13 protein-coding genes are annotated in these 15,272 nt (G+C 45.3%); 11 read left to right on the top strand and 2 right to left on the bottom strand.

Annotated features, from left to right (window positions below; all coding sequences use genetic code 11):
• Positions 1-128 precede the first annotated feature (128 nt).
• On the top strand, positions 129-536 hold the full coding sequence (locus tag U2P89_RS12295) for a Fur family transcriptional regulator (protein ID WP_076929052.1): 408 nt from the start codon (positions 129-131) through the stop codon (positions 534-536).
• A 66-nt stretch (positions 537-602) separates the two neighbouring features.
• On the opposite strand, the gene U2P89_RS12290 is transcribed toward U2P89_RS12295, so the two are convergent.
• Positions 603-2,822 (bottom strand): GH92 family glycosyl hydrolase, encoded by a 2,220-nt coding sequence (locus U2P89_RS12290; RefSeq protein ID WP_322191521.1) that lies wholly within the window; start codon positions 2,820-2,822, stop codon positions 603-605.
• Positions 2,823-2,939: 117 nt separating this feature from the next.
• Complete coding sequence (locus tag U2P89_RS12285; protein WP_322191520.1) at positions 2,940-4,955, bottom strand: OPT family oligopeptide transporter; 2,016 nt, start codon at positions 4,953-4,955, stop codon at positions 2,940-2,942.
• A gap of 318 nt (positions 4,956-5,273) precedes the next feature.
• Between U2P89_RS12285 and U2P89_RS12280 the strand changes: the two genes are divergently transcribed.
• From U2P89_RS12280 to rplC, 10 genes are all read left to right on the top strand, one after another.
• The gene (locus U2P89_RS12280) at positions 5,274-7,451 is read left to right on the top strand and encodes a S9 family peptidase (protein ID WP_416188636.1); all 2,178 of its coding nucleotides are present in this window, start codon (positions 5,274-5,276) and stop codon (positions 7,449-7,451) included.
• Between the two features lie 276 nt (positions 7,452-7,727).
• On the top strand, positions 7,728-8,807 hold the full coding sequence (locus U2P89_RS12275) for a hypothetical protein (protein ID WP_076929060.1): 1,080 nt from the start codon (positions 7,728-7,730) through the stop codon (positions 8,805-8,807).
• A 55-nt stretch (positions 8,808-8,862) separates the two neighbouring features.
• On the top strand, positions 8,863-9,378 hold the full coding sequence (locus U2P89_RS12270; protein WP_076929063.1) for an RNA polymerase sigma factor: 516 nt from the start codon (positions 8,863-8,865) through the stop codon (positions 9,376-9,378).
• Positions 9,371-9,940 carry a hypothetical protein gene (locus U2P89_RS12265; RefSeq protein ID WP_322191519.1) on the top strand — a complete coding sequence of 190 codons (570 nt, stop codon included), beginning with the start codon at positions 9,371-9,373 and terminating at the stop codon, positions 9,938-9,940. Before U2P89_RS12270 ends, U2P89_RS12265 begins: the two co-directional genes overlap by 8 nt.
• A 137-nt stretch (positions 9,941-10,077) precedes the next feature.
• Entirely contained in the window at positions 10,078-10,572 is a 495-nt protein-coding gene (locus U2P89_RS12260) for a DUF4252 domain-containing protein (RefSeq protein ID WP_322191518.1), read from the top strand.
• A gap of 375 nt (positions 10,573-10,947) precedes the next feature.
• A complete protein-coding gene (gene rpsL / locus U2P89_RS12255) occupies positions 10,948-11,355 on the top strand; it encodes a 30S ribosomal protein S12 (protein WP_019541344.1) in 408 nt (135 codons plus the stop codon).
• Positions 11,356-11,482: 127 nt separating this feature from the next.
• Positions 11,483-11,959, top strand: a complete 477-nt coding sequence (rpsG, locus tag U2P89_RS12250; RefSeq protein ID WP_322191517.1) for a 30S ribosomal protein S7 — start codon at positions 11,483-11,485, stop codon at positions 11,957-11,959.
• Between the two features lie 21 nt (positions 11,960-11,980).
• Positions 11,981-14,110, top strand: coding sequence for an elongation factor G (gene fusA, locus U2P89_RS12245; RefSeq protein WP_322191516.1), 2,130 nt, complete (start codon positions 11,981-11,983; stop codon positions 14,108-14,110).
• Positions 14,111-14,134: 24 nt separating this feature from the next.
• Positions 14,135-14,440: a 30S ribosomal protein S10 gene (rpsJ, locus tag U2P89_RS12240; RefSeq protein ID WP_019541341.1), complete on the top strand. Its 306-nt coding sequence runs from the start codon at positions 14,135-14,137 to the stop codon at positions 14,438-14,440.
• 213 nt (positions 14,441-14,653) lie between these two features.
• Positions 14,654-15,271, top strand: a complete 618-nt coding sequence (gene rplC, locus U2P89_RS12235) for a 50S ribosomal protein L3 (RefSeq protein WP_019541340.1) — start codon at positions 14,654-14,656, stop codon at positions 15,269-15,271.
• Position 15,272: the final 1 nt, after the last annotated feature.

The raw sequence follows: 15,272 nt of genomic DNA, 5'->3' as shown, positions 1-15,272 counted from the left end.
TCTGCAAATATACAAAATATTCAATTGCAACAATGATGCAGTTGAATATTTTTTACATAAAATATATGGTTTGTTTCTAAAATAACAGTACTTTCGTAGCAGAATATCATTTGAAGTATTGTTGCATTATGACCGTAGAAGAAATTTTACATGCCCATGATCTGAAGAATACCGGTTGCAGGAAATATATTCTTGGCGAGCTGCTGAAAAGCGAAGTGGCGATGTCGGAAAATGAGTTGAAAGAGTCATATCCTGACCTGTTCGACAGGGTTACCCTGTACCGCACCCTGAAGACGTTGGAAGACCGGGGTATTATCCACCGGATTGTGTTGAACGACAACACGGTGAAATATGCCCTGAACAGGCATCATCATGAAGATGACAATTTCCATTCCCATTTCCATTGTGAGAAGTGCGACGAGGTGTTGTGTTTGGATGGCGTCACTCACTTTGACGCAGAGTTACCGAAAGGCTTTGTCTCCAGGGAGGTGTTTGTTGTTGTGGAAGGATTGTGTGCCGATTGTGTGAAAAAATAGAGAGGCGCATGGTAATCATACACCTCTCTGATTAATTAGTAATATCTGTTCCAGACCTTTTCTCTTCTATTTCTTCGGACTGTTTGTCATATAAAACACTAACGTGCTACCGTTCGTGATGTCTTCATGCGTAATAAATTTCTTATCATACGGCTGCCCGTTCAATTCTATCTTCTCTACATACATGTTCTCTTCTGAAAGATTTTTCGCCTCCATGGTGAAGTATTTCCCGTTGCCTGTATTGATGGTAGCTTTGGGAATCTGCGGTGCGCCGATAATTAATTCGCCGCTCACCGGATCCATGGGGTAGAAACCCATAGCGGAGAACATATACCATGCCGACATCTGTCCGCAGTCGTCGTTACCGATCAACCCGTCCGGTTTGTTCCGGTAGAAATCGGTGGTAATCTGGCGTATCAGCCGCTGAGTTTCTTCCGGCCTGTCGAGAAATGAATAGATATAAGCCACGTGATGGCTTGGTTCGTTGCCGTGCGCGTACTGGCCGATCAACCCGGTAACATCGGATAGAGTACCGGTGGTTTCCTGTGTGGTGTTGAAAAGGTAGTCGAGCACCTTTCCTGCGGCCTCTTTTCCACCCATTAGTTCTATAAGTCCGGGGATATCCTGCATCACGTGCCATGTATATTGCAGTGCGTTGCCTTCCGTGTAATGACCCCCGATCTGTGAGTCGGCGTGCGCCAACTCATAAGGATCGAAAGGAGACAACCATTCGCCTTTGGAATCTTTGGGGCGCATAGTGTTGGTTTCGTTATCAAATAAGTTCCTGTAATATCCGGCACGTTTCATAAAGAATTCGTAGTCTTCCGCCTTTCCTAACTTTTTAGCCATCTGTGCGGCGGCATAGTCGTCAAATCCGCATTCGAGCGTACGGGAAACCGACTCTACTTTGATAAGGTCGTAGGGATAGTAACCGTATTGATCATATATCTCCCAGCCTGATTTGTAATGCCTGCTTTCGGTAATCGATCTTTTGATCTCCCGGTAGGCTTTCTCAGCGTCGAATCCGTCGAATCCTTTGAGGTAAGCGTCCACGATCATGGGGATGGAGTGGTTGCCTATCATGGTGAAGGTCTCTTGTCCCATTAGCGTCCAGATGGGGAGATGCCCCTTCTGTTTGCTGTAATCGACCATAGAATTTACCAGGTCGGCGATGATTTCCGGACTGAGGATGGTGTACATGGGAAAAGCGGCACGGAAGGTATCCCACTGTGAGAGGGTGGAATAGAACTTTCCGGTGGGCGACTGTGTGATCTCGCGGTTAGGCCCCACGTAGCAGCCATCCACATCGGCTATATTATTGGGTTGGATATAGAGGTGGTAGAGTGAAGTGTAGAAATTGACCTTGTCGTCTTCCGTCCCCTCTATCTCCACCCGTGAAAGATAGCTGTTCCAGGCCTTTTTGGCGTCCCGGTGCACTTCGTCGAAATCCCATCCGCTTACTTCTGCCGCAAGGTTTTTCTTTGCACCCTCAACGCTTGTGGTGGACATGGCGATCTTCATTTGCAGGGTAGGATCGTCCTGTATGTCGAAGGTAAGGATATAGCGGGGTGCCTTCTCCCGTGGATCCCGTGATTCGAGCTGTTCCGAAGAGAGGATCGGTTTGTCGAACTCGATAGCGAAATAGTAAGTGCGTTCCACCCATTCGGTGCGGCGGGTATAGCCGGTAATAAGGCGGTCGTTCTCGAAAGTGACCTCATTATCGAGTACGTGGGTGAAGAGTTTATCTTGCGTCCATACCAGCCCGCTTTGAAAGTCGGCCAGCAAATTCGCCGGTTTGTCCTTGGCGAAAGTGTAGCGGTGGAATGCCACATGCGGGGCGGTAGTGATTTCCACACCTACTTCGTTATCGGCCAGCTCCACCGCATAGTAACCGGGAGAAGCTTTTTCCGTAGCCTTGTCGAAACTACTGCTCAGGTCGTCGCGTTTCTCACCGGAGAAAGGTTGCATCAGCAGGTCGCCCAGATCGACACACCCCGTACCGTTCAGCCTGTTCTGCGAAAAGCCGTTGATGCGCTCATCGTCATAGAAATAGCCGGAGCAGTATTCCCATGAGAAATTACCCGTTTCCGGGCCCGGCTGCATCATACCCAACGGATAGGTGGCGCCGGGGAAAGTATGTCCCGTGAAGGCTGTTCCTATAAAGGGGTTTACATATTGAGTAAAATCTTTTTCAGTGTCGCTTTGCTGTGTCTGCATACAGGAAACGACCGGAAGGGCAAGTAACCCAAATAAAATGGGTTTTATTTGTTGGAAAATTTTTGTCATCTGTCTATTAATTTCAATTACCAAATACTAATTACCAATTATCAATTACTTGTCCCGGTTTATCGGGATTGGCACATCATTAAATCATCACTACTTGTCCCGACTTGTCGGGATCAATTAATCCTCTCTTTTTGCGCGTCTGGCTTCCCAAACAAAATAGCCGACCAGTCCGATGAAAGCAATGAGTGCCACGATTTGTGCACCGGTACCGTGAGGATTACTCCATAGATTGGAATTAAGAGCTTCACCATCCCCTGTCAGGAATATGATGAGTGCACCTAATACTCCAAAGAGAGCGGCACCCGCGATGAATCCGGAAGATATCAGGATAGCACGCTGATGGCGTGCATTGGTCAACTGTTTGTCGGCACCTTTTTTATTGATCCAGTGGTTTAGCAGTCCTCCTACGATAAGTGGAGTATTCAACTGGAGGGGGATAAACATGCCGAGTGCAAATGCCAGGGGCGATACACCAAGCCAGTTCACAAGGATAGCGATCACTGCGCCGATACCTAGTAATATCCAACTCACACCACTTCCTGTCATCAGCGGTTCTATGATGGCAGCCATGGCATTGGCCTGCGGGGCTACCATAGGGTTCGGATGCTCAGGAGTGGCTACGAAGCCGTATGCTTCATTCAGGATAAAGATTACTGCACCTACAGTGGCGGCAGAAACAAGCGTTCCGAGAAATTTGTACGATTCCTGTTTTGCAGGGGTAGTCCCAATCCAGTAACCGATCTTCAGGTCGGTGACAAAACCCCCGGCCATAGAAAGTGCAGTACAGACAATGCCACCAATGATCAGCCCGCTCACCATTCCCTGCCAGCCTTCCAGGCCTACGGCAACAAGGATTACCGATGAGAGGATCAACGTCATCAGCGTCATTCCTGATACAGGGTTAGTCCCCACAATGGCAATGGCATTGGCAGCCACGGTGGTGAACAGGAATGAGATAACGGTGATGGCAATCAGGGCTACAATGGCCTGTATAAGTGTAATCTTTACTCCGATGAGCAGAAAGATAAATACGGCGATAAGCGTGAGGAACAGGAATAACATCACGAATGACATCTTCAGGTCCCGGTTTGTACGCTTTATATCCGTTCCCACAGCACCAGTGGCCACTTTCTTACCGACTGCCAGTTTAAAAGCGCTGCCGATCACACCGGCCGATTTGATGATCCCGATAATACCTGCCATTGCAATGGCACCGATACCGATCGGACGTACATATTCTGCAAATATTGCTTCAGCCGACAGGGCGACAAACGGATTGACACCACCACTCATGGCTGCCGTCAACGCACCGATCTCATTTACCAGCGGGATCAGTACCAGCCAGGAAAGTAGTGAACCTACAACGATGATCAGCGCGAAACGTAATCCTACCAGATATCCGAAACTGAAAATGAGGGCGCTCACGTTGAATTTAAGCACCATCTTGAACTTTTCGGCCATCATGGCTCCGGCCGGGATAATACGTGTGGTAATCTCTTCACTCCAAAGGCGGAAAGCAGAGAAACAGAAATCGAATAATCCCCCGATAAGTCCACTGGTGATCAATAATTTTGCTTTGTTTCCACCTTTTTCCCCGGTCATCAGTATCTCGGTGGTTGCCGTAGCTTCAGGAAATGGTAATTTCCCGTGCATATCTTTTACGAAATACTTACGGAAAGGGATAAGGAAGAGAATTCCCAGGAATCCTCCCAATAGCGATGAAAAAAAGATCTGCCAGAAGTTGATCTGAATGTCGGGATATTTGGCTTGCAGGATATAAAGCCCCGGAATAGTGAAGACCGCTCCGGCGACAATCACTCCCGACGATGCCCCAATAGACTGGATAATGACATTCTGTCCCAACGCATTCTTTCGGCGGAATGCCGCTGATGCTCCTACGGCAATGATGGAGATGGGGATGGCAGCCTCGAAAACCTGGCCGATTTTCAAACCTGAATAGGCTGCTGCAGCCGAAAAGATGACTGCCATTAATAATCCCATCCCTATTGACCATGGAGTTACTTCCGTCACCGGCCTGTCAGAGGGAAGTACCGGCTTGTACTCTTCGCCCGGTTTTAATTCCCGATATGCATTCTCGGGCAATTCTGTAATTTTCTTTTCTTCTGATTCCATATATTTAATGTGCTAGTGTGCCAATATGCCAGCCAGTCCCGATAAACCGGGACAAGTAGTGGCAATGAGATTTAATTGATTGGATGACTTAACGATCCAATAATTTGATGATGAATTGAAACAACGTTTGGCGGAGCCAAAATCGACGTAGTCAAATACTGTTGCCGAATTTTTTGCCGAAAATACAAAAAAATATGTGAAAGGAGCCCCTATTTTCGTAACTTTGTCGAAATTGAATATAATCATCAATCCTCAAATCCAACATCCCATATTTTAAAATGGATTATATTTGTATTTCTAAATTATAAGACAAGATCGATGAAAAAAATTCTTTGTAAGGTTATACTAACAATAATTATTGTGATGACAAGTGTTGTGACGGTATCTGCGCAGCACTTTACATTGGAAAACCTGTTGGGAAATGAATTCCTTCCCCGTGGTATAAGGCCGATGGTATCGTCGGAAGATGGAATGCATTATTACCAGGCTGACCCACAGCAGACGGCAGTGATCAAATATGCATATGCCACCGGTGAAGCGGTGGATACCCTGTTTAACACACGTACGGCTCGAAACTGCACCTTCGACAGTTTTCAGGGATTTTTGGTAAGTCCCGATGAGAACCGGGTACTGGTATACCGCGACAGGGAACAGGTCTATCGCCACTCCTTCCGTGCCAATTACTATTATCATGACGTACGTCGCAACATGGTGAGGAAGCTCTCGGAACATCCCTCGAAACAGATGATCCCTACTTTTTCTCCTGATGGAAAAATGGTTGCCTACGTGATAGAAAATAATATATGGCTGACAAAGTTCGACTTTGATACCGAATCGCAAGTGACAAAAGATGGTGAATGGAACAAAGTAATCAACGGGGCGACCGACTGGGTATATGAGGAAGAGTTCGGGATAACCCGGCTGATGGAGTTTTCGCCTGATAACAATCTGTTGGCTTTTGTGCGCACCGACGAGTCAGCTGTGAAAGAATTTTCTTTCCAGACTTTTAATAAGCAGTTGTATCCCGATTTTTATCGGTTTAAATATCCCAAGGCGGGGGAGAGTAATTCCACTGTGGAATGCCGTGTGTTCGATATTGCGGCACGTACCACACGCACTTTGGATGTGCCGCTGGAGGAAAATGGTTATATAGCACGTATCAAGTTCACACACGATCCCGATCAATTGGCGGTGATGACACTGAACAGAGACCAGAACCGGTTCGACATGTATTTTACAAGCCCCCGTTCCACGGTTTCAAAATTGGTGTTGAGGGAAGAGAATAAATATTATATCGATTCTGAATGGCTCAATTCGATCCATTTCTTAAAAGACCGTTTTATTTACGTATCAGAAAAAGATGGTTATAGCCATATTTATATTTACGGTCTTTCAGGTACGCTGCAAAAACAACTTACTACCGGTAACTACGACGTGACAGCGCTTTTGGCCGTGGACGGGCAAACGGAAACGGTCTTCTATGAAGCTGCCGATGAGTCGCCCATAAGGCGCAATATATATAAGGTGAACATTAACAAGGGGCAACCCCAAAAATTGTCGCAGCAGGGGGGATATAACAGCGCCTCTTTCAGCGGACAGGGCAAGTATTTTGTAAATCGCTGGTCAGATGCTGAAACCCCCACTGTGATTACCTTGCACGATGCAAATGGAAAGCAATTGCGCATTCTGGAAGATAACCAGTCAGTCCGGGCCAAAGTGGCGGCCGCTCAGTTTCCCAAAAGAGAATATGTTACTGTGACGGCTGCCGATGGTATAACACGTCTGAACGGATGGATATTGAAACCCTATAATTTTGATCCTACCCGAAAATATCCTGTGGTGATGATCCAGTACAGCGGCCCCAATTCGCAACAAGTCTTAGACCGGTATAGTGCCGATTGGTATTATGCATTGCTGAATGAAGGCATTATAGTGGCTTGCGTAGATGGTAGGGGAACAGGCGCACGGGGTGAAGAGTTTCGTAAGGGTACCTATATGAATTTGGGGATTAAAGAGTCGGACGACCAGATTGCCGCTGCGCGTTACCTTGCCTCATTGCCTTATATCGATGCAAAGGGTATTGGTATTTGGGGATGGAGCTACGGGGGATACACCGTGCTGATGAGTATGAGTCGTGGAAACGGAACCTTTAAAGCGGGAGTGGCCATAGCGCCGGTAACCGACTATCGTTTCTATGATACTATCTACACCGAGCGATTTATGCGTACGCCGCAGCAGAATAAACAAGGATACGATAATGGATCGCCTATTGCACTTGCAGGCCGGTTGGAAGGTAATCTCTTGCTGGTACACGGTACGGCTGATGATAACGTCCATTTTCAGAACTCTGTGGAATATTCGCGTGCATTGATTGAGGCCGGTAAACATTTCGACATGTTTTTCTTTCCGGATAAAGATCATTCTATCAGAGGCGAAAATACAAGGAAATACCTTTATGAAAAGGTGATCGGTTATTTCAAACAGAATTTGAAGTAACCATCTCTTGTTAATTATTCAGGGATTTGTTGCCGGATGGTTTATAACTGTCCGGCAACGTTTTCGTTAAGCAATACGAACAGAAGACAATCTTGTTTGTATTATATGACGTTGCGAGAATTGAAAATCGGGGAGCGAAGGCGACTCAATTAACAATCGGGGAGCGAAGGCGACTCAAAACGCCTAATCGGATTGAACGTTTTTATGTCTAAACAAAAAGGCCGTTTTGTTGTTATTATTGGGTGCGTTCAGATAGTGTGTGTGCGAAATAAGGTTATGCAAAGAGTATTAAGGAATCCGGCATTAGGACTTATGTCGATGTTTATTTTTTCAATTCTGATATTGTATGTGGATTCCCGCATCGCTACCGGAATTGCATTGGCATTGTCTGTAACGGGATATATTGCAGTAAAAAAGTATAGCCGCCTTATCTATGATATTTCCATTATTACATTTGCAGTTGCATTATTATTCTCTTTTACCGTCTTCCCGAAATTGCCTCCCTTTAACCGGTTCGCCATTGTGGAGATCATTTTTGTGATATCCCTTATCATTATGCGCCTTTCGAGAGGGAAGATTATTACCCGGGTGGCAAAGGGGCGTAACATAATGTTGAAGAATTATCTGAAAGAGTCACTGAGAGTATCCTTTCAGACGCAATACGGATTATCGATCCATCTTCTTCTTGTATTGGCTTTTTACCTCTTCGATGCTGCAGAGCTGCGCTTTGTGAGTAGTGCAGCCATGGTGGTATTGTGTCAGATTATCATGCTGGTGATCATGATTATGGAAACAGCCCGGTTATACATCCTTGATAAGAAATTGTTTCAGGAAGAGTGGTTGCCCGTGGTGACGGAAAAGGGAGATGTGACGGGGAAAGTGGCGAAGTCGATCACCAAAAACCTGAAGAATAAGTTCATGCATCCGGTGGTTCGCCTGGCGTTGATCTACAAAGGAAGAATTTACCTGCAGGCGCGGGATCAGGACCGGCTGTTGAATCCCGGAAAGCTGGATTATCCGTTTGAGAAATATATGCAATTCAACGACAAAGTGGATGAAACTTTGCGGAATAGTATCAGAAAAGAATGCGGGGGTAACGATATTCCTCTGCGTTTTTTGTTGAAATATACATTTGAAAATGAAATAACCAAACGCCTGGTATTTCTCTATGTGTCCGTTATTGAAGATGAAGCGGTTTTCAACAGCCTGCATTTGCAAGGAGGAAAATTATGGACAGCTTCACAGATTGAAGATAATATGGGAACCGAAATTTTCTCCGAGTGCTTCGAATTGGAATATGAATACCTGAAAAACACGGTCTTGCTGGCACACCAATTCCTGAATAATAGCAAATAGGCATAAATTTTTCAAATCTCCTGTAACTTTTTGGTGGTTCGCCCGTCATTATACAATGAACATTGATTCTTTCCATACCGTCATCCTCCCCCTGAAAGACAAACTCTTCAGGCTAGCATACGGCATTGTAAGAGAACAGGCTGAGGCTGAGGATATCCTGCAGGATGTGCTCCTGAAACTCTGGAGTAAGAGGGATGAATGGAATTATATAGAGAATCTCGAAGCTTACTGTTTCAGGGTTACCAAGAATACGGCACTGGATAGGTTGGCTTCCATGGCTGTCCGAAAAACCGGAGTGATCGATCCCGAAAAAGAGAATCTCTTTTTTGTTGACAATCGTTCTCCGCATACAGAAATGGAGAGAAAGGAACAACGCTCGGCCATTGACCAGAGCATTGGAATGCTTTCGGAAAATCAACGGTTGGTTTTCACTCTTAGGGAGATCGAAGGGATGAGTTACCGGGAGATAGCTGAAGCGCTTGCTATCAGTGAAGATCTGGTGAAAATAAGCCTTCACAGGGCAAGACAAAAAATGAAAGAAATATTATCGGTATATCATAAAGATGAATAGTGAAAAGATGAATAGTGAAAAGATAAATAGTCTATTAGAAAAATACTGGAACTGTGAAACATCAGTACAGGAAGAGAAGGAACTGCAAACGTTTTTCTCGGGCAACAGTGTGCCTGAAGAACTCCGGCAATACGTCCCTCTCTTTTCTTATATAAAGGATGAGCAGTCCATTTCGCTGAGCGACGGTTTCAGCGAAAGGCTGCAGAATGCCTTCGGGGTGGAAGGGGAAGGGAAAGAGCGCTATATCACTATTCGTATTTTTAGGCCTTTGTTGCGTATAGCGGTCTCCGTTTTACTTGTGGTAGGGATGGGTGTAAGTTTCTACTTCATCTCCAAGCAGGATAACCGCCCGCAGTTTGTGGAAACATTCGAAGACCCCAATGCTGCCATGCAACATGCTGCTTACGCACTTGAGAAATTGTCGCATGCACTGCGTAAAAGTGAAACGGCCTCGGTGGAAACCATCCAATTTATCGATGATCTGGATATTGATTGGATTGCCATCGACTCATTAAACAAAGACAATCCGGTTGAAATAGATAGTGTGGAGAGCGAAGAGTGAAGAACTGGAAAGTTAAGAATAAAGAATAAAATTGGTAATTAGTCAGTGGTAATTAGTCAGTGGTAATTAGTCAGTGGTAATTAGTCAGTGGTAATTTGTCATTAGTAATTAGTAATTTGTCAGAATAAGGTAATAATATGAGAATAATATTAGGAATAATGTTTTCCTTCCTTCTTCCGGGAGCCCTCTTCGCCGATAATTTTGTGTCGGTATTTATGGAAAGATGTGCTGAAGACGAGAGGCCGCTAAGCAATATAAACATCGGTAGGACAATGCTTGATAAGATGGCTGCTAATAGCGATGATGAGGAATTGAAGAATACATTCAAAGAGTTGAATAGCATTCGTATGATAAACTCCGACAATGTAGAGGACTCTAAATATTATTTTAAAAAAGCAAATGAACTGATCAAGGAGTCATTCTATGATTATGACGAGGCCGTCTCTGTAAGCGAAATGGGATCTAAGATCTCTGTTTGGGTAAAGAGGCAGGGAGAGGAAAGGCAGGATCTTATACTCATCGCCCTCGATAATGACGGGAAATTATCCATCATTACTGTTTCGGGAAAGATCGATTTCAATTCCATATCCAAATTGTCGGGATCACTACGGAACGGGCAACAATTTCCCTGACGATGATTGGCTACTAATCAGCCAATAGTATAATGTCTCAAAAAATAATGTTTCTGATTTTTAAACATACATTAATGGTCTTTTTAAAATAACTTTTTTCTTTTTTATATTTAAACGATGAGCAGGCAGCCGAGCGTGAGTTTAGCTGCCTGTTGCTATATTTCCCTGTTTGCAGTTTGCAGGTGAACTGATTTTTTTCAAAAACTTAAAGAAACACTTGCACATCTGATTGATTATTTGTAATTTTGTGCCGTTTTTCATGTGAAAGGAATGGTTATTGGATGATAATCAAGGTATTAATATTATGCCATAACGTGAAAGGCAAGTGAGACAGTTAATTATTAAAAAACTGAAATAGAAAAAAGAAAGCAGAAGATGCCTACAATTCAACAATTAGTAAGAAAAGGACGTACCACACTTACGGAGAAAAGCAAATCGCCTGCTCTGGACTCTTGTCCGCAGCGTCGTGGTGTTTGTGTGAGAGTGTATACCACTACTCCGAAAAAACCAAACTCGGCAATGAGAAAGGTGGCTCGTGTACGTTTGACCAACTCGAAGGAAGTGAATGCATACATCCCGGGAGAAGGACACAACCTGCAAGAGCACTCTATCGTGCTGGTGCGTGGAGGACGTGTGAAAGACCTTCCAGGTGTGCGTTATCACATTGTGCGTGGTACTTTGGATACTGCCGGCGTAAACGGTCGTACCCAAAGAAGATCGAAGTACGGGGCTAAACGGCCTAAACCGGGCGCTAAACCGGCTGTAGCAGGTAAGAAAAAATAATTAAAAAATGTCGAATCGCTGTTGAATTTTTGGGATACGCTATTTTATGAAGGGTTGAGTAAATAAATTCGGAGGAGTTTGTTGAAGACTTTGCAAAGGCAACCAAACAACACAAATTTTTTAAGCAATGAGAAAAACTAAACCTAAAAAAAGACAGGTTCTTCCTGATCCTGTTTATGGTGATGTAAGGGTGACAAAGTTTGTTAACCACCTTATGTATGACGGTAAGAAAAGTATCTCCTACGATATATTCTATACCGCATTGGAGAATGTAAAGGCTAAATTGCCGAATGAAGAAAAACCGGCTCTCGAGATATGGAAAGCCGCTCTCGATAATATAACCCCCCAAGTGGAAGTAAAGTCTCGCCGTGTGGGCGGAGCTACATTCCAGGTTCCTACTGAAATCAGACCGGAAAGAAAAGAATCCGTTTCAATGAAGAACCTCATTCTTTATGCTCGCAAAAGAGGAGGAAAGACGATGGCTGATAAGTTGGCTGCCGAAATTGTAGATGCTTACAACAACCAGGGTGGTGCTTACAAACGTAAAGAAGATATGCACAGAATGGCAGAGGCGAACCGTGCTTTTGCCCATTTCAGATTTTAATTTAGATAGAAGGTAAAAAAGATGGCTAAGGGTTCAAAAGAAGCATTACAATTCACTCGTAACATTGGTATCATGGCTCACATCGATGCCGGCAAGACTACCACCTCCGAGCGTATCCTGTTTTATACGGGGTTGACGCACAAGATCGGGGAGGTGCATGACGGCGCCGCGACCATGGACTGGATGGAACAGGAGCAGGAGCGTGGTATCACCATTACTTCCGCTGCTACCACCACGAGCTGGAAATATGATGACAAAACATATAAAATCAATCTGATTGACACCCCGGGACACGTTGACTTCACCGTAGAGGTAGAACGTTCGCTGCGTGTACTCGACGGAGCGGTTGCTGCGTTTTGCGCCGTAGGTGGCGTGGAGCCGCAGTCGGAGACTGTGTGGCGTCAGGCAGACAAATATAAGGTGCCCCGTGTAGGTTACGTCAACAAGATGGACCGTTCGGGTGCTAATTTCTTTGACGTGGTACGTCAGGTAAAAGAGATGTTGGGCGCCACGGCATGTCCCATCCAGATACCTATCGGATCGGAAGAGACTTTCAAGGGAGTGGTCGACCTGGTTACTATGAAAGCGCTCTACTGGCACGATGAAACTATGGGAGCCGACTACGATGTAGTGGATATCCCCGCCGATTTGCTGGATGAAGCCAACGAGTGGCGTGAGAAGATGCTTGAAATCGTGGCAGAGTGCGACGACCAGTTGATGGAGAAATATTTCGACGATCCTTCTACTATTACTGAAGATGAGATCAGGGCAGCTATCAGAAAAGGTACGCTGGCAATGCAGATCAATCCTATGATTTGCGGATCATCCTTCAAGAACAAAGGGGTACAGACATTGCTCGATGCTGTTTGTGCTTACCTGCCCAGCCCGGTCGATACAGAGGCTATTACCGGTACAGATCCGAGAGATCCGGACAAAGAACTGGTACGTCATCCCGATCCGTCGGAACCAATGTGTGCATTGGCTTTTAAGATCGCAACCGACCCCTATGTAGGCCGTCTTTGCTTCTTCCGTGTTTATTCGGGAGAACTCGATGCCGGTTCATATGTGTACAACACCCGTTCCGGCAAGAAAGAGCGTATCTCACGTCTCTTCCAGATGCATTCCAACAAACAGAATCCTAAAGACTTTATCGGAACCGGAGATATCGGTGCCGGTGTAGGTTTTAAAGATATCCGCACGGGAGATACCCTTTGCGACGAAAATCATCCCATTATCCTGGAAGCGATCGATTTCCCGGATCCGGTGATCGGCATCGCGGTAGAACCCAAAACGCAGAAGGATTTGGACAAACTTTCCACCGGGCTGGCTAAGCTGGCGGAAGAAGATCCTACCTTTACTGTGAAAACTGATGAAGATACGGGACAGACTGTGATCTCAGGTATGGGTGAACTTCACCTGGAGATTATTATCGACCGTTTGAAACGTGAGTTCAAGGTAGAAGCCAACCAGGGTCGTCCGCAGGTATCTTACAAGGAAGCCATCACCAAACCGGTTGAATTGCGTGAAACCTATAAGAAACAGACCGGTGGTCGTGGTAAGTATGCCGATATGATCGTGCGTGTGGAACCGGCCGACAAGGATTTCGAAGGCGAATTGCAGTTTGTAGATGAAGTGAAGGGTGGTAACATTCCGAAAGAATATATCCCCTCTATCCAGAAAGGATTCCAGCGTGCAATGAAAAACGGTGTACTTGCCGGTTACGCGTTGGATAAACTGAAAGTGACAGTGATCGACGGTTCGTATCACCCGGTAGACTCCGATCAGCTCTCGTTCGAGATCTGTGCTATGCAGGCTTTCAAATCTGCAGCAGAAAAAGCAGGTCCGGTATTGCTCGAGCCGATCATGAAAGTAGAGGTGGTGACCCCCGAAGAAAGCATGGGTGATGTGATTTCCGACCTGAACAAGCGTCGCGGACAAGTGGAAGGGATGGAATCGAACCGTTCCGGGGCACGTGTGGTGAAAGCCAAAACGCCGATGTCTGAAATGTTCGGTTACGTAACCTCTTTGCGTACCATCACTTCGGGACGCGCCACATCCACTATGTCGTTCTCGCACTTTGAAGAGGTTTCTTCTTCTATTGCAAGACAGGTATTGACGGAAGTGAAAGGCCGTGTAGATTTGATCAAGTAATAAACATTTTACGCAACATATTTTATGAGCCAAAAAATCAGAATTAAACTGAAGTCTTACGATTACAGCCTGGTGGACAAGTCTGCCGAGAAGATCGTAAAAACCGTAAAAGCTACGGGTGCAGTGGTAAGTGGTCCAATTCCGTTGCCTACGCACAAGCGTATTTTTACCGTGAACCGCTCCACGTTCGTCAACAAGAAGTCGCGCGAGCAGTTCGAACTGGCCTCTTTCAAGAGACTCATCGATATCTACAGCTCAACGGCCAAAACCGTAGATGCCCTGATGAAACTTGAGTTGCCCAGTGGTGTGGAAGTAGAAATCAAAGTCTGATAGTGAAGAACTAAAAACTAAGAATTAATAGTGAAGAATTAAGATTCAAGATGAAATCGTGAAATCTCGAAATCGTGAAATTACAAATCTTGAATTTTGAATCTTGAATTTTCTTAGGAACGAGCGCAGAAACAAATGAGTTTGTATTATGCCGAGTGACGACAGAAAATGGACGTAGTCCAATCTTGAATTAATAAATTAAAAACGAGAGAAATGCCAGGATTATTAGGAAGAAAAATCGGAATGACATCCGTTTTCAGTGCCGAGGGGAAAAATATCCCATGCACTGTTATCGAAGCAGGTCCTTGCGTGGTGACTCAGGTGAAGACCGTTGAAAAAGACGGTTACGATGCTATTCAGCTCGGGTTTGAAGACAAGAAAGACAAGCATACCCCCAACGCTGAGAAAGGGCATTTTAAGAAAGCCGGAGTAAGCCCCAAGAGACACTTGGCCGAGTTCAAAGGTTTTGGAAACGAGTACAAAGCCGGATCCGAGATCAAAGTAGATCTTTTCAATGATACCGTCTATGTAGACGTGATCGGGAAATCGAAAGGAAAAGGATTCCAGGGAGTAGTGAAACGCCACGGTTTCGGTGGTGTAGGCCAGTCGACTCACGGTCAGCACAACAGGTTGCGTGCTCCCGGGTCAATCGGGGCATGTTCCTATCCCGCGAAAGTATTCAAGGGAACCCGTATGGCCGGACAGATGGGTAACGAGCGGGTAACCGTTCAGAACCTGCAGGTGATCAAAGTAATTCCCGAACACAATCTTTTGCTTATAAAAGGTTCTATTCCGGGAAGTAAAGGTTCAATCGTAGCAATAGAGAAATAAA

Origin of the sequence: Proteiniphilum sp. (assembly GCF_034331125.1) — a bacterium.
Lineage (GTDB): Bacteria > Bacteroidota > Bacteroidia > Bacteroidales > Dysgonomonadaceae > Proteiniphilum > Proteiniphilum saccharofermentans.
This window is presented reverse-complemented; position numbering and strand designations above follow the sequence as displayed.

Excerpts from the sequence above, each read along its gene's own strand:
- rpsJ (WP_019541341.1), top strand. The coding sequence starts at position 14,135 with ATGAGCCAAAAAATCAGAATTAAACTGAAGTCTTACGATTACAGCCTG.
- U2P89_RS12285 (WP_322191520.1), bottom strand. The coding sequence starts at position 4,955 with ATGGAATCAGAAGAAAAGAAAATTACAGAATTGCCCGAGAATGCATAT.
- U2P89_RS12260 (WP_322191518.1), top strand. The coding sequence starts at position 10,078 with ATGAGAATAATATTAGGAATAATGTTTTCCTTCCTTCTTCCGGGAGCC.
- rpsG (WP_322191517.1), top strand. The coding sequence starts at position 11,483 with ATGAGAAAAACTAAACCTAAAAAAAGACAGGTTCTTCCTGATCCTGTT.
- U2P89_RS12295 (WP_076929052.1), top strand. The coding sequence starts at position 129 with ATGACCGTAGAAGAAATTTTACATGCCCATGATCTGAAGAATACCGGT.
- fusA (WP_322191516.1), top strand. The coding sequence starts at position 11,981 with ATGGCTAAGGGTTCAAAAGAAGCATTACAATTCACTCGTAACATTGGT.
- rpsL (WP_019541344.1), top strand. The coding sequence starts at position 10,948 with ATGCCTACAATTCAACAATTAGTAAGAAAAGGACGTACCACACTTACG.
- U2P89_RS12290 (WP_322191521.1), bottom strand. The coding sequence starts at position 2,822 with ATGACAAAAATTTTCCAACAAATAAAACCCATTTTATTTGGGTTACTT.
- U2P89_RS12275 (WP_076929060.1), top strand. The coding sequence starts at position 7,728 with ATGCAAAGAGTATTAAGGAATCCGGCATTAGGACTTATGTCGATGTTT.
- U2P89_RS12280 (WP_416188636.1), top strand. The coding sequence starts at position 5,274 with ATGAAAAAAATTCTTTGTAAGGTTATACTAACAATAATTATTGTGATG.
- U2P89_RS12265 (WP_322191519.1), top strand. The coding sequence starts at position 9,371 with ATGAATAGTGAAAAGATGAATAGTGAAAAGATAAATAGTCTATTAGAA.
- rplC (WP_019541340.1), top strand. The coding sequence starts at position 14,654 with ATGCCAGGATTATTAGGAAGAAAAATCGGAATGACATCCGTTTTCAGT.
- U2P89_RS12270 (WP_076929063.1), top strand. The coding sequence starts at position 8,863 with ATGAACATTGATTCTTTCCATACCGTCATCCTCCCCCTGAAAGACAAA.